The 24488-nt window shown below is 59.4% G+C and carries 21 protein-coding genes; 12 read left to right on the top strand and 9 right to left on the bottom strand.

Annotated elements, in window-relative coordinates; all coding sequences use genetic code 11:
- The 4 genes from CBB91_RS06550 to CBB91_RS06535 form a co-directional block, all read right to left on the bottom strand.
- The coding region (locus tag CBB91_RS06550) for a mechanosensitive ion channel (RefSeq protein WP_273012953.1) at nucleotides 1-869 on the bottom strand (869 nt) is incomplete at its 3' end.
- Between the two features lie 35 nt (nucleotides 870-904).
- A complete protein-coding gene (locus tag CBB91_RS06545; RefSeq protein WP_273012951.1) occupies nucleotides 905-1657 on the bottom strand; it encodes a hypothetical protein in 753 nt (250 codons plus the stop codon).
- 47 nt (nucleotides 1658-1704) lie between these two features.
- Entirely contained in the window at nucleotides 1705-2127 is a 423-nt protein-coding gene (locus CBB91_RS06540) for an SRPBCC domain-containing protein (protein WP_035551032.1), read from the bottom strand.
- Complete coding sequence (locus tag CBB91_RS06535) at nucleotides 2120-2434, bottom strand: metalloregulator ArsR/SmtB family transcription factor (protein ID WP_035551029.1); 315 nt, start codon at nucleotides 2432-2434, stop codon at nucleotides 2120-2122. Before CBB91_RS06535 ends, CBB91_RS06540 begins: the two co-directional genes overlap by 8 nt.
- Nucleotides 2435-2576: 142 nt before the next feature.
- Here CBB91_RS06535 and CBB91_RS06530 point away from each other — a divergent pair, with 142 nt between their 5' ends.
- Together CBB91_RS06530 and CBB91_RS06525 are read left to right on the top strand one after the other, a co-directional pair.
- A complete protein-coding gene (locus CBB91_RS06530; RefSeq protein WP_035551027.1) occupies nucleotides 2577-3758 on the top strand; it encodes a VWA domain-containing protein in 1182 nt (393 codons plus the stop codon).
- A 10-nt stretch (nucleotides 3759-3768) separates the two neighbouring features.
- Complete coding sequence (locus tag CBB91_RS06525; RefSeq protein ID WP_273012949.1) at nucleotides 3769-4677, top strand: alpha/beta hydrolase; 909 nt, start codon at nucleotides 3769-3771, stop codon at nucleotides 4675-4677.
- Nucleotides 4678-4681: 4 nt separating this feature from the next.
- Here CBB91_RS06525 and CBB91_RS06520 read toward each other — a convergent pair whose 3' ends face one another.
- From CBB91_RS06520 to CBB91_RS06510, 3 genes are read right to left on the bottom strand one after another with little or no spacing between them, the layout of a single operon-like run.
- Nucleotides 4682-6394, bottom strand: a complete 1713-nt coding sequence (locus CBB91_RS06520; RefSeq protein ID WP_273012947.1) for a DUF2207 domain-containing protein — start codon at nucleotides 6392-6394, stop codon at nucleotides 4682-4684.
- A complete protein-coding gene (locus CBB91_RS06515; RefSeq protein WP_081806105.1) occupies nucleotides 6394-6957 on the bottom strand; it encodes a LemA family protein in 564 nt (187 codons plus the stop codon). Before CBB91_RS06515 ends, CBB91_RS06520 begins: the two co-directional genes overlap by 1 nt.
- 55 nt (nucleotides 6958-7012) lie before the next feature.
- Nucleotides 7013-7642, bottom strand: a complete 630-nt coding sequence (locus CBB91_RS06510) for a GNAT family N-acetyltransferase (protein WP_273012945.1) — start codon at nucleotides 7640-7642, stop codon at nucleotides 7013-7015.
- Between the two features lie 114 nt (nucleotides 7643-7756).
- On the opposite strand from CBB91_RS06510, the gene CBB91_RS06505 reads away from it, so the two are divergent.
- A complete protein-coding gene (locus CBB91_RS06505) occupies nucleotides 7757-9025 on the top strand; it encodes a TCR/Tet family MFS transporter (protein ID WP_273012944.1) in 1269 nt (422 codons plus the stop codon).
- 33 nt (nucleotides 9026-9058) lie between these two features.
- On the opposite strand, the gene CBB91_RS06500 is transcribed toward CBB91_RS06505, so the two are convergent.
- Nucleotides 9059-9343 carry a hypothetical protein gene (locus tag CBB91_RS06500; protein WP_035551015.1) on the bottom strand — a complete coding sequence of 95 codons (285 nt, stop codon included), beginning with the start codon at nucleotides 9341-9343 and terminating at the stop codon, nucleotides 9059-9061.
- Between the two features lie 143 nt (nucleotides 9344-9486).
- Between CBB91_RS06500 and CBB91_RS06495 the strand changes: the two genes are divergently transcribed.
- The 4 genes from CBB91_RS06495 to CBB91_RS06480 all read left to right on the top strand — a co-directional run bounded on the left by CBB91_RS06495 (nucleotide 9487) and on the right by CBB91_RS06480 (nucleotide 15784).
- Complete coding sequence (locus tag CBB91_RS06495; protein ID WP_273012942.1) at nucleotides 9487-10017, top strand: HAD family hydrolase; 531 nt, start codon at nucleotides 9487-9489, stop codon at nucleotides 10015-10017.
- Nucleotides 10018-11483: 1466 nt separating this feature from the next.
- Nucleotides 11484-13133, top strand: coding sequence for a ShlB/FhaC/HecB family hemolysin secretion/activation protein (locus CBB91_RS06490; protein WP_273012940.1), 1650 nt, complete (start codon nucleotides 11484-11486; stop codon nucleotides 13131-13133).
- A gap of 155 nt (nucleotides 13134-13288) precedes the next feature.
- Nucleotides 13289-14497 carry an acetyl-CoA C-acyltransferase gene (locus CBB91_RS06485; RefSeq protein ID WP_035551011.1) on the top strand — a complete coding sequence of 403 codons (1209 nt, stop codon included), beginning with the start codon at nucleotides 13289-13291 and terminating at the stop codon, nucleotides 14495-14497.
- Nucleotides 14498-14608: 111 nt separating this feature from the next.
- Nucleotides 14609-15784, top strand: a complete 1176-nt coding sequence (locus CBB91_RS06480) for a redoxin family protein (RefSeq protein ID WP_273012938.1) — start codon at nucleotides 14609-14611, stop codon at nucleotides 15782-15784.
- Nucleotides 15785-17663: 1879 nt separating this feature from the next.
- Here the strand turns inward: CBB91_RS06480 and CBB91_RS06475 are convergent.
- Complete coding sequence (locus tag CBB91_RS06475) at nucleotides 17664-19118, bottom strand: TrkH family potassium uptake protein (protein WP_273012936.1); 1455 nt, start codon at nucleotides 19116-19118, stop codon at nucleotides 17664-17666.
- A gap of 261 nt (nucleotides 19119-19379) precedes the next feature.
- Here CBB91_RS06475 and CBB91_RS06470 point away from each other — a divergent pair, with 261 nt between their 5' ends.
- From CBB91_RS06470 to CBB91_RS06450, 5 genes are all read left to right on the top strand, one after another.
- On the top strand, nucleotides 19380-20420 hold the full coding sequence (locus CBB91_RS06470; protein WP_273012934.1) for a Glu/Leu/Phe/Val dehydrogenase dimerization domain-containing protein: 1041 nt from the start codon (nucleotides 19380-19382) through the stop codon (nucleotides 20418-20420).
- Nucleotides 20421-20498: 78 nt separating this feature from the next.
- Nucleotides 20499-21329, top strand: coding sequence for a universal stress protein (locus CBB91_RS06465; protein WP_081806104.1), 831 nt, complete (start codon nucleotides 20499-20501; stop codon nucleotides 21327-21329).
- Between the two features lie 13 nt (nucleotides 21330-21342).
- On the top strand, nucleotides 21343-21711 hold the full coding sequence (locus CBB91_RS06460; protein WP_035550999.1) for a hypothetical protein: 369 nt from the start codon (nucleotides 21343-21345) through the stop codon (nucleotides 21709-21711).
- A 91-nt stretch (nucleotides 21712-21802) separates the two neighbouring features.
- Nucleotides 21803-23713, top strand: a complete 1911-nt coding sequence (locus CBB91_RS06455) for a DUF3604 domain-containing protein (RefSeq protein WP_273012931.1) — start codon at nucleotides 21803-21805, stop codon at nucleotides 23711-23713.
- A gap of 14 nt (nucleotides 23714-23727) precedes the next feature.
- Nucleotides 23728-24488 (top strand): peptidylprolyl isomerase (locus CBB91_RS06450; RefSeq protein ID WP_273012929.1); only part of this gene is annotated, 761 nt, incomplete at its 3' end.

Below are 24488 nucleotides of genomic sequence, written 5' to 3'. Positions count from 1 at the left end.
ACCCGCGTCTTCAACGGAATTGGAACAGCCTCTTCCCGGAACGATAGCGTGGATTGCGGGAATGGAATGGTGATGCCCGCCTCGTCCAGCGCATCCTTCACCGCAAAGGCGACTTCGTCATAGGTTGCGCGTTGGTCCGCCGGGCGGCTGCCAGACCACCAGAGCAGTTTGAAATCGATGGACGAGCCACCGAACGAGACACATTGCACGTCCATGGTTTCAGACTGCTCGACCGACTCACAGCTTGCCAGCGCGTCCTGCAACACCGATTTGGCCTTGCGCATGTCGGTATCATAATCGACGCCGACCACGAGCTCCTGACGTTTCAGGGTGCGGTCGGTTTCAATATTGACCGGATTCTTGAACAGGTACGAATTCGGCACGATGACAAGCTCGCCATCCGTTTCCCGGACATGGGTTTCGCGGATCAAAATGCTCTCGACCCGGCCATAGACGTCTTCGCATTCGATCACATCACCGATCCGAAGTTTCTCGCGGCCAAGGATGATAACCCCTGCGAGGAAATTCTCGAACACGTCCTTGAACGCGAAGCCGATCGCGACCGATGTCAGGCCCAGACCGGCAATAATGTCAGATGGCGACACGGACGGGAAAATCACCGTCATCGCAATCGCAACGCCGACGATCCAGGCCGCGATGGAAATCAGGTTTTGCGCCAATGTCACCAATGCGTCCCGAACCCGCGCGCGATGCATGGCCGTCGAGACAATCGCCCGGACAATACGGCCCGCAATCAGGGTCACAATCAGGATGACCAGCGCAATGGTGAGATTGGGCAGGCTCTTGAAGAAGGCTGAAGCCATGTTTTCGACTTCGGTCTTCAGGTCTTCAATGGGCGTAAACTCCATCCGCGTGTAACGCGCGAACCCGGTTCAGGTTCCCATCAATTGCAATAACCGAGCTTGAGGACGGGTCCATAGCCGTCGAGGGCAAGACGAACATGGTGCGTATCGTCGGAATTCGCGTCCGCCCGGATGCGCCCAGCCAGCGCTCCGGCCTGCCCGGTAATCCGCCGCCGCCACAGCGCATAGCGTAGAGACTCCGGATCAGCGGTGAGCGCAATGGCCCGGTCAAAACTGCTCAAGTCACATGCCTCCATCGCCAGTTCTGCGAGGGAATGACCGAAATCGGCCTGTTCAAACGACCGGTCCAGTCCGCTTGCTGCAATTGGACGCCCGGCCAATTCGAACATCGCATCAACCACGCGCCGTCGGGTTGGAGCGTCCGGTGCCAGACGCGCGCCCTCTGCCATGATCTCAGGACGGCCAATATTGAAAGGCTGCGCCCCTGCCCGTGCATCGCGCAAAAATGCTGTCCAATTCCCCCGCGACAAAGCCGCCTTGGCCTTTTTCCTCGCATAGGGTTCGACGGCCTTCTCACGTCTCAGATCTGCGCCAAGCCGCGCCTGCCAGTGCCGCAGCAACAGCGTGTCGCCACTCTTCGCCACGGTTTCCAAAAACGGCGCCTTCAACCGGTTCTGCTTTTCTGCGGGCAAGTGCTCAGCCGCCGACCAGATCGCGTCCAGCATGCACGCCGCCTCATCAGCGGTGCCGCACGCCGGATGTTCGAACGCATGTGCAGCGTCCAAACCGAACGCGGCAATGCTGAACAGCAAACTGGTCAGAAGGGATTTCATGCTGCCCGGTTAGCAAGAAGCAGCTGAACCGGGCATGAGTAAGCCGCTCAGGAAGCCACCGTGCGCAGCCGAACGAAATGCTGGTCCCAGCCCTTGTCGTGACTTGTCAGCATGTCGAACACATCACCGTCGAACGTTTCAAATCCGGAATGCACCAGTGTCAGTCGTGTGCCGCCAAATGCGGATTCCAGCGTCCAGTCCACAATGGTTTCGTGTCCATTCAGGAACGCATGCGTAAATGTGTAACGCAGGCGATGAGGCGGCTCCGACACCAGAACCTTGCCCCAAATCATCTTCGGGTCGGGCTTGTCCGGGTTTTCGCGCAGCAGCGCATAGTCAGTGCCTGCGCTGAGGTCCGAATCTGCCTCGTGGAACCATCGCGCCAGTTTTTCCGGCTCGACGAGATAGGTCCAGACCCGTTCCGGCGCGGCGTTGATGAATATGGTTTTGGTAAGAGTGGCGTCAGTCATCGGATCCCTCCACGGCCTGTTTCAGTTTGAGAAGTTTGTCGTCCCAGAACTGGCTGAAGAAGGTCAGCCATTCCGCAACAGGCTTCAGCCCGTCGGGATTGAGACAATTAATGGCTTCCCTGCCCTGGCGCTCAACGCGGATCAGCTGGGCCGATTCAAGCAGGGCCAGATGTTTGGAAACCGCTGGTCGGCTCATGTCGAACCGGCTGGCAATGTCAGACACGCGCAAATCGCCGCCGGCGAGCAAGGCCATGATCTGGCGGCGAGTGGGGTCAGCAATCGCGCGGAATACGTCTGGATCAGTCATATAGGAAACCTTTTGGTTTCCCTTCTAATAGGAAACCAAAAGGTTTCATGTCAAGCTGCATTTTGCTTTTCCCAGCGTCATCTTGGACAGGGCGGCCCGGCGACGCTATCTTTCAGGAGAACCCAATCGAAGAGACCGCCCCATGTTCCTGAACTTCTTCAATGAGCTGCGCGAAGCAAAAGTGCCTGTCACGCTGAAGGAATACCTCCTGCTGATGGAGGCGATGGACAAGCAGGTCATCAATATGGAGGTGGAGGATTTCTACTACCTCTCCCGCGCGGCCCTGGTGAAGGACGAGCGCAACATCGACAAGTTCGACCAGGTGTTCAGCCACGTCTTCAAGGGGCTCGATACGCTCGCCGACGCGGTAGACGTGCAGGATTTGCCGGAAGAATGGCTGCGCAAGATGACCGAGAAATTCCTGACCAAGGAAGAGATGGACGAGATCGAAGCGATGGGCGGCTTCGAAAAGTTGATGGAGACGCTGAAACAGCGGCTCGAAGAACAGAAGAAGCGCCATGAGGGCGGAAACAAATGGATCGGCACGGGTGGCACATCGCCCTTCGGCGCCAACGGCTACAACCCGGAAGGCGTGCGCATCGGGCAGGAAAAATCCCGCCATCGCCGCGCGGTGAAAGTCTGGGACAAGCGCGAATTCAAGAATTACGACGACTCGGTTGAGCTCGGTACACGCAACATCAAGATCGCCATGAAGCGCCTGCGCAAATGGGCGCGCACCGGCGCTGATGATGAACTCGATCTGGACCAGACCATCCGCAACACGGCGCGCAAGGGGTATCTCGACATCGAAATGCGCCCGGAGAAACGCAACACGGTCTCCGTGCTCCTGCTGCTGGATGTCGGCGGATCTATGGACCCATATGTCCGCGTAATGGAAGAGCTGTTCTCAGCTGCGCGGTCCGAGATCAAGAACCTCGAATACTATTACTTCCACAACTGCCCTTATGAAGGTCTGTGGAAGGACAATCGCCGTCGCATGAACAATCGCATCCCGACCTGGGACGTGTTGAACAAATTCCCATCCGATTACAAGGTCATCGTCGTTGGCGACGCTACGATGAGCCCATATGAGATCACCTATGCAGGCGGCTCCGTCGAGCATTGGAACGAGGAAGCCGGCGGCATCTGGATCCAGCGCTTCGTTGAGCGTTATCCGAACTTTGTCTGGCTGAACCCGGTCAAGGAAGGCGCGTGGGAATATACCGGCTCCATCAAACTGATCCGTGAGCTGATTGGCGGGCACCGCATGTTTGAGATGACGCTGGAAGGCCTGGATGAGGCGATGAAGGAACTCAGCCGCTAAAGGATCTTGTATGCCGCGTATTGCCGTCAACGGAATTGAAATCGAGTACGCTGAGACAGGCTCACCTGAAGATCCGCTGATGCTGCTCGTGTCAGGCTTTTCCGGGCAGATGACCCGGTGGCCCGAAGCATTCCTGAAGGGATTGGCCGATGCCGGCCGACGCGTCGTCGTATTCGACAATCGCGACATCGGGCTGAGCACGGAACTGGCAGGCAAAGTGCCGCCATCTCCCGAAACCATCGTCAAAGGCATTGCCGCGGGCGAACCGGTCCATGAACGCGTGCCCTACCTTCTGGATGACATGGCCGCAGACGCCGCCAACCTTGTTGATGCCCTCGGTGCAGACCAGGCTGACATACTGGGCGTGTCGATGGGCGGCATGATCGTTCAGCTCATGGCGCTGAACCATCCGGAGAAAGTTCGAACACTGATCCCGGTAATGACAACATCGGGTGACCCGTCCCTACCCCCGTCAGATCCGGTTGCCATTGAGGCCCTTACATCGGTCCCGCCGGAACGCACGCCTGAAGCCATAGCGGACCAGGCGGTCAAGTCTGCAGCGGCATACGGATCGCATCCCGATATCCGCAACTCAGACGATGATATCCGGAAGCTTTCAATGGATGCCATGACGCGCTCGGATCGCCCCATGGGCGTCGCACGGCAATACGCAGCCATTCTGGCCCAGCCGCGATGGCATGAGCGTTTGGAGCGCGTATCGCACCCTACATTGGTTCTGCACGGCGCAGTGGACACGCTGATCAAGCCGGCTGCCGGAGAGGATATCGCCCGCCGTATTCCGGGAGCAGAGTTAAACATCCTCGACAAATGGGGCCACGACATGCCGGAGAAAATGATCCCCGTGCTGCTGGATCTTATCGTGCCCTTCCTTGATCGCCACGCACCGGGCGCTCGCTAGGCAGCTACCAGCCACCGCCCCCGCCGCCGCCGCCGCCGCCGCCGGAAAAGCCGCCCCCTCCTCCACCGGAAGAGCTGGAACTTTGCGGCAATGAAGCGCTGACACCCGTGCTCATGCTGGACATGACGGCATCATTCATGCCGCCGACATTGCTGAACGAACGACTGCCGAAATGTCCCCAGGCAGGAGCATACGACGCCGCCTCTGTCGGCAATGTGTCCTCGAAATACTTCGTCCAGGGCTTTTCCACATCCAGCGCGATCGCGTAAGGCAAGAACCGCTCATATCGCTCAACACTCATGGGCGGCGGTGCATCCCTGCCGACTTCGACCGAGTTCAGCTGCAACTTCTCAGCTGTTTCCAGATACAGTTTGAAACCCTCGATCTCTGTGCGGATCTTCTGCCCTTTCGGCGTCGGGGCCGGCATCAGATACATGAACAGGCCATTGAGCGCAGCGAGCGCCAGGATGAACGCCAAATGCCAGACGGACCAATTGACCGTCTGTGTAATCGCCACAGCGACCCCGACAATGGTCAGCACCACGGCCACAAGTGTATAGCTCAAATTCCAACGGAAATACGGCTTGCCATATTTCCGCGACAGGGCCTTGCGAAACAAGGTGTAGGAGGTGGTAAAGCTGGCATCATACTTGCCGCCCAGCGTGCGCGTCTTCTTGCCATCGAACAATTCGCTATCGAGCTTTTGCTCGTCAGCAGTCAGGGTGGCCGCCGCACCGCCCTTGCGGGTCAGCACAGTGGACTTCTTCTCTGACGCATCAATATCCACGAGGCCTTTTGTGCCCATATTTATCAGTGTCGAGATCAGCGCCCCGTGGCCGCGAAAGCCCCTGAAGTAAACGTGATGCACCGCAGCCGGAGACAACCCTTCTGGCGGCTCATAACGCGCAAAGACCGGGCCCTTCGGAGGATCTTCTCCGACTTTCCGGAAGCTGCGCATCAGGAATCCCAGAACACCCAGGAATGAGGCGAGCAATATGCCCAGCGCGCCATACCGGAACCACCAGAGCACGCTCTTGTCTGCAAATGACGGCGGTTCAATCACGCCCTTCTCAAGACCCAGCGAGATGGTCAGGCCCTCTCCGGCATCGAAGGGTCGCGTTGCCTCAAACACATGGGCGCCGCCGCTTTGCCGATAGGCGTAATCGCTGCCCGCATTTCCGTAACCGCCTGTATATCCGTCCTGCAAGACCACGCGTGCATCCTCTGGCAGCGTGATACGCGCCGCGGCCTGATCTATCGGGAACAGCCAATAGTTTCCCGTCACGTTCCAGTACAATTCGTCATACGTGTCGAAGTAGCGGATCTGGTTCTTTACTTCGTATTCGATCTCATAGGTATGCGCGCCGCGATCTATGAACACATCCGCATCCCCGATCCGGATACGGAAGGCATTGCCGTCGCGTTCCACGGCATAGGGCTCCTTGCGGCCATCCCGTGTCACGCGCTTTACATTGATTTGGTAGGGCAGCTTGTCCCCCGGCTGCCCTTCATCATCGGCGTAGTATCGCGGCAATTCGCGGAAAATGCCCCGGCGGATGCGGACGCCCTCTGATGTAACCTGAAGTGTTTCAGACACCTGAATATCGCCATCTTCTTCCACCGTGATGGCCACGTCGAAACTGTTGATCCGCTCTTCCGCGACGGCGGAAAGCACAAGCAGGCTGGCGGCCAGGCATGCCGCGAAAAGGCGCAGCATCACGACCGGCTCCCCATATCGATTTCGGGCAGTGCGCGATCGGCCATGTCGACTTCGAAATATGATCGCGCGTGGAACCCGAACGGTCCGGCAAGCAGATTGGCCGGAAAGCTCTGAATACTGGTGTTCAGCTCACGCACAGCCCCATTGTAGAAACGCCGCGCCATCTCGATCTTGTCCTCGGTCTCGGAAAGCTCCTGCTGCAACTCCAGAAAGTTCGCACTGGCCTTCATGTCTGGATACGCCTCGGCCACAGCCATCAGGCGCGCAACCGGTTGCGACAGCGCGCTTTCCGCCGCGCCCCGATTCGCGAGATCATCACCCGCTGCCAGGGCCTGGGTTCGCTTTTCGGTGATCTCCGCGAACAAGTCCCGCTCATGCGCGGCATAGCCTTTCACCGTCTCCACCAATTGGGGGATAAGGTTCGCCCGGCGTTTCAGCTGAACATCAATGTCGGACCATCCATTGTCGGCCATCTGTGACCGGCTGACGAGGCGATTGTAGATGAGCACGCCCCCGACAATGAGAACGGCCACAAGGCCAAGCAGGATATAGGTCAGCACGTGTCGGGCCCTCCGGATTCGCAGACCTTATCCTTATCCGGCCTTGCAGGCGCTGTTAAGGCTGACCGGCCCCCTGTCTGGCGCGCCAGGCATCTCGCGTCATTTCCCAGACGAGGGACCGTCGCGCCGAGCCGTCCGGCCGACGGCTTTCTACCTCGCCTTTGCGCTCAAAGCCCATACCGTCCAGCATGCGCTGGGTGGGCACATTCTCAAGGCTGGCCGTTTCACACAGCAGGTCCAGATCGAGCGATTCGAACATCCAGTCGAAGCTTGCCGCCGCGCCGCGTGTGCCCTGCCCTCTATTGTGCTCTGACGGGTGCAGCGCGCCGCCCAGCTCCCCCGCGGCCCAGTGCGGCCAGACCTGCACATCACTGTAGCCCATGATGCGGCCATCCTCTGCCGCCCGCACGAACAGCAGGCCCGTGCCCGCCTCCCGTTCGTCCAGATGGGACTGGATGAACGCCTGAACACTTGCCTCTGTCAGCGGACGCGGCAGCGTGTAAATCGGTGCATGGACTGCAGGATCAGACAACAGGGCATAGAGCGCCGGCGCGTCGTCCGGCCTCGCCAGCCGAGACGCATCAGGCGCATCTCCGAGCGTCTCTGCTCTGCGCACCATTTGGCGAATATTGTCAGCCCGCTGGGCGGACACGAGCCGACGCGTGACGGGAATTCCATCGGTCATTTCCCAGACTGGCCACAGCCCGGTTTGCTCGGCAAGGCGTCACCCGGCGACATGGTCAATAAAGTGGACGCATAAACGCATTGACCAGACCGGACGCTACGGCCAGATGCGCGCATGACAGATTCCCCTGCCTCAACGAAGCGCCACGGCAAGAACGCGTTCATGTTCGTGATCATCACGGTCGCGATCGACATGCTGGCCTTCGGCCTGATCATCCCGGTGATTCCGACATTGGTGCAGGAACTCGGCAACATCTCTGCGGAACAGTCCACACTATATATCGGCGCGCTCGGCGCGACTTATGCGATCATGAATTTCCTGTTCGGGCCGGTTCTGGGATCGCTGTCTGACAGGTATGGCCGTCGCCCCATCCTGCTCGCCTCAATCGCGACGCTGGGGCTGGACTTCCTGATCATGGGCTTTGCCAACTCTGTCTGGCTCCTGTTTCTCGGGCGGGCCCTGTCCGGAATTTCAGGCGCGACGTTCTCAACGGCCAACGCCTATATTGCCGACGTCACCGAACCGGCAGAACGCGGCAAGGCGTTCGGCATGACGGGCGCAGCATTCGGGTTCGGGTTCGTGTTCGGCCCGGTTCTGGGTGGTTTCCTCGGGGATTTCGACCCGCGCGCGCCCTTCTTCGCCGCCGCTGCGCTCGCCGGTCTCAACTTCATCTATGGCGCATTCGTGCTTCCGGAATCGCTCAACCAGGAAGACCGACGCAATTTTGACCTGAAACGCGCAAACCCGTTCGGCGCGGTGAAACACTTCTCCAAACTGCCCCACGTGTCCTGGTTCCTTGCCTGTGCAGGCATTTTCTTCCTGGCGCACACCGTCTTCCCGTCCACATGGTCGGTCTATACCGAGATCCGCTATGACTGGACGCCGCGCGATATCGGTCTGTCGCTGGGCCTTGTGGGCGTCGGCGCGGCAATCGTGCAGGCCGGTCTCATGGGACAGGCGCTGAAACGCTTCGGCACGGTTCGCACCGCCCTGTATGGCATCCTCATCAATGCCGTATCGCTTTTCCTGTTCGCGATCGCGGGCGCCGGATGGATCGTCTATCTCATCATTCCGCTCAACGCGCTCGGCGGCGTGGCAAACCCCGCCCTCAATGCGCTCATGTCGACTGTTACCCCCAAGAATGCCCAGGGTGAATTGCAGGGGGCGTCCGCCAGCCTGAACTCGTTCGCGATGATCTTCGGCCCGATCCTGATGAGCGGCGCGCTGTTTTACTTCACCCGTCCGGAATCCAGCATTCACTTTGCAGGCGCGGCATTCCTGCTCGCCGCAATCCTGACGGCAGTCTCGCTCATTCCCTTTCAGCGGGGGGTCATCGCGAACCGGGGCGCCCTGCCCGACGATGACGGGACAACCGGCCCCTGACAGGGCCGGCGTCCGTTGGATTTCGCAGCGAGATCAGCCCTTCGGCTTCATGACCAGTCCGGCCAGCACGCCAACGATGCCACCACCCACGCCGCCTTCGAGCAGCGAGTTGATAATATTCATCAGGGATGCAGGATCAGCTGCCGCATCTCCCAGCACCTGAATACCTGCCGCATCCAGTCCGAAATGCGCGCCAATGCCGCCAACAATGCCGCCGATAAGTCCCCCGGTGCCACCGCCGCCGCCAAGGCGCGCAACCAACGGTCCAATGACTAGCCCGCCAATCGCGCTCAGAATGAGTGGTAAGATACTTTCCATAATACGCCCTCCCTTAAGGCATTTCGGGGGGCTCTTTCGGCCCCTCCATGGTTAAGGAAATCTGCTTTTGCCGGTCAGGTCCAGCAAATTCCCCCCAATGGGAGAGTTGCAACTTGGCGGGAGGACGGGCAGAGACCGATCCAATGACTGCTTCCCGGCCAGCCCTGTTTCTAGATCGAGATGGCGTGATCAACGTCGACAAGGGCTATGTCAGCCGCATCGAGGACTTCGAGTGGATTCCCGGCGCGGCGGAAACGATCGCAGCCTTTAATGCGCGAAACTGGTTCGTATTCGTCGTGACAAACCAGTCAGGCATCGCCCGGAACTATTATTCCGAAAGCGATATGCAAACGCTTCATGACTGGATGTTGGCGGAACTTTCGATGAAAGGCGCTAACATTGATAAGGTCTATTATTGCCCCTTCCACGAAGAGGGTGAGAACCCGCTTTATCGGAAAAAAAGTTTTGACCGAAAGCCCAATCCCGGAATGCTGCTGACGGCGATGGCTGAATTTCCGGTCAAACGTGAACAAAGTTTCCTGATCGGCGACAAGGATACCGACATCGCCGCTGCGCGTGCAGCAGGCATTGCAGGATTCAAGTTCCGTAGCGGAAACCTGTCTGAGTTTGCAGAGTGGACTCTGGCAAGTTTCGAAGACGGAAACCGCGGCTGACCTGACGCGGAAACGCTTGGCTTCTTATCGAAACGTAAATGAGGTCTCGCGGAATGGCAGGATCTCGAAATGCCTCTGCAACATGTCTCCAACACCCTTTGATTGCTGGCCAGTACAAGGGCCGAAAAGGCCCGATCCCTTAGCCGCTGGCTACAAAGGAGGACGACCTCAATGCAGAAACACCTCATTACAACCGCCGCCATTGGCGCACTGCTGATGGCAACCGCATGTAACTCCAGCGGGACCAAACGGTATGCCAGTATCGGCACCCCCGGCGCATCCGGCGCGGCTGGCAAAGTGGGTCCCGCTGGCCCTCAGGGCGAACAAGGCCCGGCTGGCCCGCAGGGTGAACGCGGAGCGCCCGGCGCAGACGGACGCGATGGCATTGATGGCCGGGATGGCACTGATGGCGCCGACGGAATGGACGGCATGGACGGCCAGGATGGCAATTTCGGACTCGGCGAGGCTGGCATGATCGCCGTGGGCGGCCTGACAGGCGATAACGGCATCGGCGGCACAGGCCTGCTGGCCAATCTGGGCGACCCGTCCACATCCCCGCCTGTCATTGGTGAGCCTGCCGTCTCGCTTGGCGATACCCTGTCAGAAACGGGTGAGCAGCTCGCGGCAGGAGTTGGCGGTTCGGACGGCAATGTCGTCAGCGACATCATTGTCGCAGCGGCAGACACCGTCACCGCGACAGGCGACGCACTCAGCGGATTTGGCAATGGGGAACAACCCCTGGTGGATGGTGTGCTTGAAGCGCCGTCGCCAATCCTGACCGCAAGCGTTGGCGCGGCCGATGTTGTGGGCGGTGCCGACGGCTCTGACTCCCTTATCGGGACGAGCATTCTGGCAGCCGACCAACAATCCGGAACGCTNGGCGAAATCGGCGTNGGAAGCAATGACACGCTCCTCAACGCAGACCTCGCNCCAAACAGCGATGGCGGGCTCGATATTCCGGGCGTGGCCAGCGTGGATGTCATCGGAGGTGAAGGCGATCTCATTGAAGGCGAAGCAACCCTGGCCTCGGTGAACCTGCTCGACCAGTCCGAATCGCTCGGCGGAGACGGCGAGGCTGGCCTCATTGGCCTCAGTGTCCTGTCTGAAGAGCAGGCATCCGGCACACTTCTCGAAGCAGGCGTCGCGAGCGACGACACATTGCTGAATGTCGACCTGGCCCCTGAAAGTGAGGGTGGCCTGGAAATCCCCGGCGTCGCGACAGTTGATGTTGTTGGCGGCGTGGAGGACACGCTCGGCGGGACCGACTTGCTGGATCCCGACTCGTCCGGTGACCTGCTGGCAGACGCAGGCGAAGACCTGCAGGAAGGGCTGGAAGACCTCCTCTCCGGCGAAGGGAAAGCAGGCCTTCTGGACGNTGTCACCGGCAGCTCTGACGACGACAGCGAAGGCGGCCTTGGCGGGTTGCTTTCCGGACTGGGCGGCGGACGCTAAGCCCAGGCCAAGACATGAAACATCGCGCTCATATCGCAGTGCCGTTCGTGCTTTTGAGCGCGATGCTTCTGCCACTNCCAGCCGCGGGGCTTCAGAGCTCCGCGACTGATCCTGATCCCTCACTCGATCCGGGGTTTTCACCACCTGAGACCGAACCACCCAAACTCGAAGCGCCTCAAATACGCGGCCGGCTCGACGTTTCGACGCCAACTGAAAAGACGAAGGCAAGCATTGAAGTCATTGACTTTGTCGGCTCCGAGGTTCCGGAAAATGTCGCGCTCGCGGCCGAGGCATTTCTCGGTCAGCCCACGGACGAAGAAACTCTCAAAGCTCTCGCCGCCGCCATGTCGGAGGCGTACCAGAATTCTCCTGTCGCGCTCTTCTCTCTGGCGGTTCCGGTGCAGGATTTTTCCAAGGGCGTGGTGCGGGTTCATATAGCTGAAGGCTATGTAAAACAGGCGATCATCCGGAAGGATGGTGAGCTGACGGAAAGCCCGCTCATCGCAGGCTATGTGGCGCCCCTTGTCGGTCAGCAGCCTGCTTCGAGTACGGATTATGAGCGCGCCCTGTCACTCGTCCGGCGCGTGCCCGGCCTGAAGGTCACCCCCCGCCTTGGCACAACCAGAGAACAAGGCGNCACCAANCTCATCCTCGACATCGAACCTCGCAAGAACCGCTTCTATGCCGGCTTCGACAGTCGCGAATCCCGCCTGATCGATACCGGGCGCATCGCAGCGGGCGGAACCGTCTACGGCCTCCTCCGGGAAGGCGACAAGCTTTCCGGNCAAGTCTCGGTCGCGAGCGATGGCGAACAGGCCCGGTCCGCGCAGCTGACCTATGCCACGNCTGTCGGCCTGCGCGGAACATTGCTGGATGTCGCCGCTGTGTACCAAGAAACAAAACCCGACACGCTGCCCATTGAAGGCGAAGCGACGCGGCTGTCGGCGAGTCTGACCCACCCGATCCTCCTGGACTTCAAGCATGAAGTCTCGGCCAGCCTACGGATCGATCACACAATGAGTTCGAATGCNGCCTTNGGCTCGGTCATCGCCAATGACGAAGTCACNGCAGCCCGCCTNGGCCTGTCTGCGCGCAAGTCAGCAAAGACACGCCTNCTGACAGGCAGNNTNCTCTATTCCCGCGGGGTGGATATTGAAGGTGCCGAGACCTCGACGCCCGGTGCATCACTCGATTTCGGCAAGCTCGGCGGCACCGGGCGGCTGGTTCAGAAATTCGGGGAGCGTACGTTCCTGCGCGCGTCCCTCACCGGACAGTGGACGAATGACACCCTGCCTGCGAATGAACGTTTTCTGATTGGCGGCACGAATTATGGTCGCGGCTTTCGCAACGGCCTGGTGGCGTTCGACACTGGCTATGCTGGCCTGATCGANCCNGCCTATCGGCCGCTCAGCGATGGCGATTTCAAGAATAGCGAGATCTATGCCTTTGCAGATTATGGCGGCGGATCNNTGAACGCANCTGGCACCGNATTGCGCGATATCACGCTTGGATCAGCCGGCCTGGGTGTACGCCTGAAATGGAAGACCTATGCCTCGCTGGGGCTTGAAATGGCCCAGCCGTTCGAACAGCCCGTACCCAGCCTTGACGACGATCCGATCTACTCGCTGACCTGGTCTTTCAAGTATCAACCGGGAGAGAACTAGGTTTCATTCGGACGGGCTTCAGCCCCCTGCTCGCACGGGTTTTTCGATCACAATGCAGTTTCTGCGTTCCGCTTACGCTAAGGTAAGGCTGGCGTTGCGGAATTCTGCTGATTAGTGTGCGCCGCAACAACGACGCTTATCTTGGAGGAAAGCTCATGCGCGAAGCCGTTATTGTATCCTACGCCCGGACCGGCATGGCGAAAGCCAGCCGCGGATCCCTGAACAACACGCACGGCATCACGATGGCCGGCCATGCCATCAAGGGCGCAATCGACCGCGCCGGCATCGAGGCCGCTTCCGTGGAAGACGTGTTCCTCGGCTCTGCCCAGCCAGAAGGCGCAACCGGCCACAACGTGGCCCGTAACGCAGCTCTGTGGGCTGGCTGCCCGTCCACCACGTCTGGCGCCACGATCAACCGTTTCTGCTCTTCCGGCCTGCAGGCCATCGCGAACGCCGCGCACACCGTGATCAATGAAGGCGCTCCGGTTGCCATCGGCGGCGGTGTTGAATCCCTCTCCCTGGTTTCCCGCAGCGGCCACATGAACGTGCACCGCTACACCGAAGACGAACTGATGAAGAAGTGGCCTGCGATCTGGATGACCATGATCGAGACCGCCGAGATCGTTGCGGATCGGTATGGCGTCAGCCGCGAGTATCAGGACGAATATTCCGTTGAATCCCAGAAGCGCACCGCTGCCTTCCAGGAAAAAGGCTACATGGCCGAGGAAATCGTTCCGCTGAAGACCACGATGAAACTGGTCAACCGCGAAACAGGTGAAGAAACCTTCCAGGAAGTCGTCTGTGACCGTGACGAGTGCAACCGCCCCGGCACGACCTATGAAAGCCTTGCTGGCCTGAAGCCGGTCTTCTCTGGCGGCATGGTCGTCAAGGAAGGCAAATACGTGACCGCCGGTAACGCGTCCCAGCTGTCCGATGGCGCCGCCGCTGTGGTCGTCATGGAAGCCAAGGAAGCCGAAAAGCGTGGCCTGAAGCCGCTCGGCCGTTTCGTTGGCTTCAACGTTGCTGGCTGTGACCCGGATGAAATGGGCATCGGCCCGGTCTTCGCTGTTCCACGCCTACTGGAGCGTCACGGCCTGAAAGTCGACGACATCGACCTGTGGGAACTGAACGAAGCCTTCGCATCGCAGTGCCTCTACAGCCGCGACCGTCTCGGCATCGACCCGGAAAAGTACAACGTCAATGGCGGATCGATCTCCATCGGTCACCCATTCGGCATGACCGGCGCGCGCTGCACCGGCTCCCTTCTGATGGAAGGCCAGCGTCGCGGCGCGAAATATGGTGTTGTCACCATGTGTATCGGCGGCGGTATGGGCGCAGCCGGCCTGTTCGAAATCTTCAGCTGATCCTCTTCAGTTTGAAGGCTGCGAGCGCCTCGAACTTCGGTTCGGGGCGTTTTCCTTTTGGGGACAAGACCTTATGTTGAAGCCCATCGACTTGCCCGAACTGGAGCCATCATGATCCGCCAATTCATTTCTGCCGCCAGCCTGATCGCACTTGTAGCCTGCGGGCAAGGAGCAGACAAAGCCGATCACGGCGTCAGCACGGATCCGAACGCTGCAACGGGCTTCATCACCTCCAACACGGTCGCACCGGAAACCGCGACGGTTCGCGAAGGCGAAACCATCGCGCGCGACGCAGACGGCCGGCCCTACAGCTATGCTCTCCTGGGAGAGCCCCTGCCCGCCCTGACCGGCCAGATGGCGGACGGCACCTCATTTGATCCGGCCTCGCTGGACGGCACATGGAATGTGATCGACGTCTGGGGCATCTGGTGTGGCGACTGCATGGCCGACGCGCCTTATGTCGCTGCGCTGGTCACCGCGATCGAGCAGGATCCGGATCTCGGCTTCCTGTCCATCCACACGCCGGCCAACGCCAATCGCGCGACGCCGTCTGACATGTACGGAAAGTACGGTTCTGTCAGCGCCTATTTCGAGGACAAGGGATACTCCTATCCAACGCTGCTCGATGAAGATGCCAGCCTGCGCGACGCGCTCGCCATCAAATGGACGCCGTCCTACCTGCTTGTCGATCCGAATGGCGTGGTCCGTGGATTCCGAACAGACCTTTCCGTCGTAGAAGGGGAACCCGTGAAGGATTTCCTGAAGGATGTCGCCAGAGTGAAGGCCGAAACGAAGGAGGCCTCGCTTCCTGAAGCGCCGCTCGCGACCATTGGCCCGGATGGCGCGGCATCCCTGTCCGGCGCAATTCCCTTCAATACAAATGCCATCCGCGCCGCCTTCCCCGGTTTTGAGGTCGTCCCGGACCAGATGCAGGCAGAAGGCCAGACCTATCCGGTCTTCAAAGTTGTCGCCGACAGCCAGGCCGAAGCCGCCTTTGTGCTGGAGCCTGACTGGTCACTTGGCCAGGTCCAGCGTGTCACGACCACGCACCCGGATGTTGCCGGTCCGGGCGGCGAACGCGTGGGCAGCTTCACGCTCGACCAGCTCACCGATGCACAGNGAGAAACCTGTCAGGACGGCGTGGATGAGGCCGAAGGGCTCCTGATCTGCACAAGNGGNGACACGGGCGCACGCTTTCAGTGGGGCTTCGCGACAAATGGCGACACGTCGCAACCCGTTCTTGCGCGCATGATGTTCCTGCCAGAGCTGCCCCAGACCGCCGATTAACTCAGCGGAAACTGTAACCTGCCGGATTTCGCGCCATTTCCATGATTTTGGCGCGTCTGGACGTTTGATCATTCGCCTAGCAGCTTGTAATTGATAGAAACGCAGGCGCGGGACAAACAGAAAGGCGGGTCTTGATGCTACACCCATCGACCAAACGGCTGATCGACAAGCTCGGCGACATGACGCGCCGGCAAAAAGTGGCGTGGCAGGAAGGCGAAGATGGGAACATCACCCACGACACCGAAGGATATCGGGTCACGCTGACAGCCGACCCCCANGCGGTGCTGCTGACAGATTCCCAGGGCCGCGAAATAGAGACCTGCAGCCCGNCCGAATTTGCTGATGAGATCGACGCAGAGGGCCGCCCCTATGCGCAATTCGTCGAAGAATTGTACCGCGAAGCCAAACGCCATGCGCGCGGCGCGGAAGAAGCCATCAGCGCCGTGNTGGCCGGACTGGACGCTGTGGAGGCCCCGGCTGAAGAGNTGATCGATCCACCGGTCGACGAACCAGTCGAAATGGTCGAGGTGACCGAAGACAGTGTCGAAGACCCACTCGATGACAGTTCCCCGCTCGACGCGGAAGACTATGCCGAGATGGACAGCCAGTCCGAAGACATCACCTTCGCGGTCGCCAGCCTCGCTGACCAGGTCAATGGTGCCTCCATGGTTGCGCCTGCCGGGCCTGAAGAGGCGGCGCAGGAAGACGAGATCCTGACGGACGAGAACACAGCCGTGACGGCGACCGAAGTCGACAGTGAGACGACATCCGGCGACGAAATTGAACAAACGGCGACATATGACGACACCGTCGCGACAGACGGCGACACCGACGCGACAGCGAGCGACGATGCGCAACACGATGCGATCAATGCGTTCAGCGTGACACCGGAAGACGAACCTGCTGCGCTGGAAGAGATCGAAGAGCCAACGCCGCTCAATGAGCCCGCCGGTGGCTACACACCCACAGGATTCACAACAACGACANCAGAAGACACGGCACCAGAGCCTGCCGAAGATTCTCCCGTTNCGGACATCGTGGAAGAGGCTGCACCTGTAGAAGCACAAGCCGACCACGCCTACGCGCCCGCCTTCTCTGAGGACGTTTCAGATGCGCCCGGCTACGCNCAGGCCGANCCGTTTGGAAACTTCACCCCCACATCCGAAGACGCGCCCGAAACACCTGTATTCGATGCAGACCCCGCAGAAGACANAACAGCAGACCNAGCCCCGCAATACGAGAAAGACATCGACGCGCCTGAAACCGAGACGGAAGCCGCTGATGACCCTGAGCCACAGCCAGCCCCTGCCCCGCAAGGCAGTTTCGGCAACACTGGCGGCTTCTTCGGTGGCGGCTATGGCAGCAGCCTCGGCGCGTACCGCACCGACACAGCCCCTGCGCCGGATCGTCCTGTCGACAGCTCTCCGGAGGCTCCAGTCGCAGACGAAGCGCCTTCAGAACCCGAACCAATCGAAACCGTCGAAGCGCCCCAACCTTCCCCGGAACCCATGCGGTCCTTCAGCCTGTCGGGCATCACCGCGCCCCGGGACTCTATTGAGCCGCCCGCTCCCGTCGAGGCCAGCACGCCCGAGGAAACCGAACCTGCGCCGGATGTCGTCATCGATGGTACCAGCGATCTTCCCACCTGGCTGGGCCACGACACGCCGCTCGCAGAAGCAGATGAGAGCGTGGAACCGATAGCAGAGTACGACCGACCTCAGCCCGTGACGGAGCCCCAACACAGCCCGGCACCAGAGCCGGAATTCGTACCAGAAGCTGTTGCCGCGCCGGAACCGGCTGCCGCGTCTGAGGAAGAAGTGCCAGAAGCTGAGACACCGGCGCCACGCCCGGTCAAGCGGTTCAATCCCTGGAACTAGGCCTAACCGCGCCAGAAGCGCCGCGTCAGCACCACGAACACCGCCACAAACTCAAGCCGCCCAAGCAGCATGGCGATGGCGCAGACCCATTTCGCAAAGTCCGGCAATAGCTGGAAGGTTCCCGACGGCCCGATCATTGGCCCCAAACCAGGCCCAACATTCGAGACGCTGGTTGCGGCACCTGAAATCGCCGTCAGGGCATCCACGCCCGTAAGGCTGATCAAGGCTGCCGCGACGAGGAAGGTCAGCAGATAGAGGCTGACAAACACCATAACCGACTGCAGGACTTCCTCGTCCACGGTCTTGCCGGCATAACGCACGGGCGTTCGGCGATGGGGCTGAATCATTTTCTGGGAATAGGCGAGTATGGTCTTCGCGGCGATCTCAAGCCTGAACATTTTCAGGCCGCAGGCTGCCGATCCCGCACACCCACCAACAAACGTCGCGCCGAGGAACACAACCATGACCGGTTGCCCCCACGTATCATAGGGCGCGGACGCGTAGCCTGTGCCTGTCATGATCGAGATGATGTTGAACAGGGCTTCCTTGAAGCCGTGAAAGATGTGGTCGAAGACGGGCGGGTCTACAACGGCTTCGTGGTACACCACGATGATCGTCGAGAAGGCCAGCGCAAGACACACATACAGGCGCGGTTGTGGATCTGACAGCATCGGGCGAATGCGCCCTTGCAGCATCAGCATGGCCAGCAGGCTGAATGGCAGGCCCGCCACGAACATGAAAAAGGTCGCCACATAAGGCGCATTCGTGTCGTTGAAATACCCGAATGAGGCATCATGGGTGGAATAGCCGCCAGCTGACATCGTGGTCATCGCATGCGCAATCGCATCGAACCAACTCATGCCTGTCAGGTAATAGAGGAACGCGCACAGCACCGAGATCAGCAGATATGTGAGGCCGAGATAGGCGGCGATATCGGTAATGCGCGGCAGGAATTTCCCTGAAATGTCTGAGCTTTCGAGTTCAAACAGCTGCATACCGCCGACCCTTAGCTGTGGCAGGATGGCAATGGCCGTCACGATGATACCGATCCCGCCGATCCATTGCAGGATTGCCCGCCACAGCAAGATCCCGCGCGGCATGTCATCAAGCCCAGTCAGCACNGTTGCGCCGGTTGTCGTCAGGCCCGAAATCGACTCGAACATGGCGTCAGTGAAGCTCATGCCCAGCGCCANAAACGGAATCGCGGCAATCATGGGCAGAAATACCCAGACCAGGACGGTCAGCAGAAATCCTTCACGCTGACCTGAGCGCTCCACTTCGCCGCGCGACAAGACCCAGATGCACGATCCGATCAAAATTGAGCCAAATGCAGAGACTTCGAAGACATATGTCTCCTGCCGACCATCAGCCATGTCGATCAACGCGCACGGAATCATCGCCATGCCGAGCAGGACGGTCATGATGCCAATGGCAAGGAAAACGGAACGAAGCTGCATGACTGGCGGGAGGATACGCTGCAAATCCTGCTGAGGTGTCAACGCATTGCGTGGTTAAGCAGTCTGCATCAGATGAGTGATCTGAATGGTTTTCGAGCGTATTCCTGTGGCTCCTGACGCTNGATTGCGACCCTTGGTGGCCTGCGGCACGGCAGATATGCCATTTTCACGCCAAGTCCAAGAGCGCTGGCCCTGTTGACGCGGTCAACTACGAGGGCCTACACGCGGCTTTCGTTTCATTTGCAACTGACGATCCCTCGCATGTTTGACCATTCTTCCTTCGATGCCCATGAGGGCGTGCACATGTTTCACGATGCGGCAAGCGGCCTGAGGGCGATTGTCGCGATCCATTCAACGGCGCGAGGCCCTGCGGCTGGCGGATGCCGCATGTGGAATTATGACACCGGCGAAGCCATGCTGCGCGACGCGCTGCGCCTCAGCCATGGCATGAGCTACAAGAACGCCATGGCCGACATTCCACTGGGCGGCGGCAAAGCAGTCATCTGGGGTAATGCAAAGACCGACAAATCTCAGGACTTGTTCCGCGCATTCGGGCGGGCGGTGGAGAGCCTGCAAGGCAAATACATCACGGCAGAAGACGTTGGGATTGATGTCGCCGACATGCAGATCGTGCGCGAAGAGACGGCTCATGTAGCCGGGTTGGACCAGGGCATCGCAGCAAGCGGTGACCCCTCCCCGATAACAGCCATGGGTATCTATCTGGGCATTCGCGAAACCGCCAAGCGTGCCTTCGGAACCGACGACCTGAATGGCCGGACGATCGCAGTTCAAGGAGTGGGGTCGGTTGGCGGTCATGTTTGCGAACATCTGGCCAAGGCAGGCGCAAATCTGATCATCACCGATATTGATCAGGTGGCACTGGCGGACGTGTCATCCCGCACCGGAGCACGGATCGTGGCGCCGGATGAGATTTATGACGCCGAGGCGGACATCTTCTCACCAAACGCGCTGGGCGCGATTGTCAACGAGCAGACGCTTGAGCGGTTTCGTGTGAAGGCCATNGCCGGGGGCGCGAACAATCAGCTGATCGTGCCTGAAATGGGTGAACTGCTCCGTCGCCGGGGAATCCTCTATGCGCCGGACTATGTCATCAATGGCGGCGGGATCATCAATGTATGCGCAGAGATATCCGGCACCTATTCGCGTGAATGGGTAGATGCCAAGGTCCACACACTTATGGAAACGCTTGGAGAAGTCCTGGACGCGGCGCTTGAGACAAACGAGCCGACCAACCATGTGGCAGACCGGATCGCCCGCCAACGGATTGGCCGAACAGATTAGGTAGTCTCACTTAGTTCGTTCTCTGCGATAGATGTTACACATATCCTATCGAAGCTGATCGACACGAGGAGTGAGACAATGTCCGTAGTAGCCATGTTGCAGGGAACGGTTGAGACCGACCGTGCCACCGTAGAGACTGCGCTGTCATTGGCCCGTCGCATGAACGTTCCAGTGCGTGCCTTGTGCGCCCTTCCCGATCCGAACTCTGCCATGATGGTGATCGCGACACCGGAAGCTGCGGGACTGACCGGCGTTGCCACTCAATCCATCTTCGACATGCAGGAAGAAGTGCTCGCCAACGCCCGCGAAGCCTTTCAGGCGGCAAAGCAGGGCGTCGACGACGTCACTTGCGAATTCAAGCACGAAGTGAACACTGTCGAACGCGCTGCGGCTAACGCTGCGGCTCTGGCTGATGCAGTGATCTTTCCGCGTGCGGCCACAGATGCCTCGCAACCGCTGAATATCGGTTTTGACCATGTGCTAATGGACGCACACTTGCCTGTTGTTCTGGCAGGAACATCGACCGACATGTCAGGTCCGGCGATCATCGCCTGGGATGGCAGCAATGGCGCCGCACGCGCTGTCCGCTTCCACCTGCCTCTCCTCCGCGCAATTGGAGATGTCATCATCGCACAGAACACAGACGATCTGAACAAGGATCCTGAAAGGGAAATTGCCGCCCCGGAGGCCCTTTCCGACTGGCTTCTCTTGCAGGGTATTTCATCGCGCCTGATGGAAATCGAAGGTGAAGTCGCATCTGGACTGCTCGCCATGGCCAAAGGCACGAATGCTAGCATGATCCTTGCGGGCGCCTACGGTCATTCACGTCTGGCTGAGCGGATCTTCGGTGGCACGACACGGCGCCTTTTGAACGCGGAACATGCCCCCGCACTTGCTCTGGCCCACTAAAGGAGACTCAGACATGAGCCTGTCCAAGATTGTACTCCAACTTGCCCGCAATCCTGGCCTGCCGAACGGCGACGCCGGTCAGGGCTACACGCTGGTCGCTCCGCTGGACACGTCCGGGCAGATTGATCTTGAAGCCTGGCGGGCGCACCGTGATGCCTGCCATGTCGTTCGGTTCAGCCCGGATCCCGATGAGCACGCCACCGGCAAACTGACCCATCGGGGCAGCCGCTGGTTCTTTCACTATGATGAAGATGATGAGGGCGATGATGAATCCGGCTACCGGCTTGGTGATCATGTCTTCAAGGAAGGCGAATATGTCACCATCGCCAGCCACGGTGAAACACCCCTTACATACAAGATTACCGACATCAGCCCCGTCTAGTCTTTACCGGGCGTCAAGCTGGACACATCTGTAATAACGGCGCACTATTTCCACCAATGAGAGCAGGAAACCTGCCCATTGGGAGGAAAACATGAAGAGATATCTGAGCCTCGCCGTTTCGGCGATTGCTTTGGCTGCGTGCAGTAACCCTGCGCCAGAATCGTCTGCACCGGAATCCGATACCGCAGAAACGCAAACAGATGCTCAATCGACCGAGCGGACAGCTGGATACAATGAAGACCGAAATGCCTATTTCGGTGATCTTCATATCCACACCCGGTCGAGCTTTGATGCGTATATCTTCAATGTTCGCAGGACCGCCGATGATGCATACCGGTTTGCACGTGGGGACACGATCACCCACCCTTCCGGCTTTGACATGACCATTGCCGGCGGTCCGCTTGATTTCTACACAGTGACAGACCACGCCGAGTATCTTGGCATCCTGCCCGCCATGAATACGCCCGGCACGGAACTGTCTGAACTTCCCCGCGCAAAAGACATGTTCTCAACCGATCCGGGCCGGATCACTGCGGCCTTCCAGGGGGTTGGCGCATCTGTCCGTTCCGGCGAAGTGATCGCGGAGATGCATGATACGGACGTGATGGATTCGGTCTGGATGCAAAATGTCGCTGCGGCTGACCGGCACTATGTACCTGGTGAGTTCACAACATTCGCAGCCTATGAATACACGTCCGTTGCGGCCAATGAAGAGCAAGGCTCCTTCGCTGGCGGCAACCTCCACCGTAACGTCTTCTTCAAGGGCGACGCGCCTGACCGGGCTTTCTCAACGCTCGACTCGACCAACCCCGAAGACCTTTGGGACTGGATGGACGCCAAGCGCGCCGAAGGATACGAATCCATTGCCATCCCGCATAATCCAAATGTGTCGGATGGACTCATGTTCCGACTGCAGACTTATAATGGCGACCCACTTGATGCCGCCTATGCAGAGCAGCGCATGCGCAATGAGCCGCTTGTCGAAGTCACGCAAGTCAAAGGCACCAGCGAAACGCACCCTGCCCTCTCGCCAAACGACGAATGGGCAGACTTCGAGATTTATGATCGCCTGCTTGCCTCCTACGAAGTTTCCAAGACCGAAGGCAGCTACGTCCGGGAAGCGTATCGCAACGGATTGAAACTGCAGGAAGAGCAAGGATTTGATCCATTTCGCTTCGGCCTGGTCGCGGCATCTGACAGTCATGTTATCGGCGGCGCCTATGCCGAAAATGATTACTGGTCGAAGGTTGGCATTGTCGATGGCACGCCAATGGCGCGTGGATCTGTCCCCTTCTTCGGTACAAAGAGCTGGGACGAACAACCAGACAATCAGATTGTTCAGAATGCACGAGAGTGGTTTTCGCGCTGGGGCGCGTCTGGCTTGACGGGCGTTTGGGCGGAAGAAAACACGCGGGAATCCATCTTTGACGCATTCCGCCGCAAAGAAACATTCGCCACCACAGGCCCCCGGATGAAAGTCCGCTTCTTTGCCGGGTTCGACTATTCCGACGACATGTTGTCTGACTCCAATCTCACCCGACTTGCCTATGATGGCGGGGTGCCGATGGGCGGCGATCTGGTGGGCAATGGTACAGCCCCGACATTCCTTGCCTGGGCACAGCGCGATCCGAATATGGGCGCACTGCAGCGCGTTCAAATNATCAAGGTNACCTCAGAAGGCGAAGCCGTTTATGATGTGGCTTGCCANGATGGANCGCCCGATCCCGACACACACCGTTGCACCGACAATGGCGCAGCCGTCGACATGGAAACCTGCACCCCAACNGGCGACGGCGCAGGCGAATTGAAAGCCCTTTGGCAGGATCCGGAATTCGATCCGGAAAGGCGCGCAACCTACTATGTTCGNGTCNTGGAAAATCCGAGTTGCCGTTGGTCGACATGGGAAGCCATGCGAGCTAACGTTCCCCCTCGGCCTGATGTACCACAAACCATTCAGGAGCGGGCCTACACCTCGCCAATCTGGTACATCCCCAGCGAGTAAGGATTGGTACTTCAGTGAAATTACTTCGCGATCCGCTGACTCATTTCGTCTTGGCGGCAACCTTGATCTTTGTCGCCTATTCAGTCTGGCAGAACCGGTCAGACAAGGCGGATTCAACGATTTTCGTGATGACGGGTGAGCTTGAACGTCTCGCCGCGCTATACACATCCGAAGCAGGCGCACTGCCGAGTGAAACGGACATGGCCGCGATGGTCTCCGATCTGGTGCGGGACGAGGCCTTGTCACGCGAAGCCAGGCGCTTGGGACTGGACAGGGATGATACGATCATCACGCGTCGACTTGCCCAGAAGATGAGCTTTGTCGTGTCCGATCTGGCAGAAGACCCGGAACCGACGCGTGATGAGATGCTGGATTGGCACGCAACGCATACAGAGCGTTTTACAACCCCCGCGACCCTCACATTCTCACACATCTATTTCAGCCCCGATGTGCGCGGCGACGGCCCCGAAACAGATGCCGCCGATACGCTCGCACAGCTCAACGCCTCATCGGCAACCGCCTTGGACAATCTCGGAGACCCGTTCATGCTGCAGCGCCAATATGGTGATGTGCCCCTTCGGGAGGTCGCACGGCAGTTTGGGGGCGAGTTCGCAAATGAACTCTCTGAATTAAGCGTATCAGATGAATGGCAAGGTCCGCTCCCCTCCGCCTTTGGCCTTCATTTGGTCAAGCTGGAAAGTTCGACACCCGCCACGGTCATTCCCTTCGACGACATCGTGGATCAAGTCCGCAAGGACTGGCTTGAAAATTCACG

It is taken from the genome of Hyphomonas sp. TMED31, assembly GCF_002172815.1.
GTDB lineage: Bacteria > Pseudomonadota > Alphaproteobacteria > Caulobacterales > Hyphomonadaceae > Hyphomonas > Hyphomonas atlantica.
This window is presented reverse-complemented; position numbering and strand designations above follow the sequence as displayed.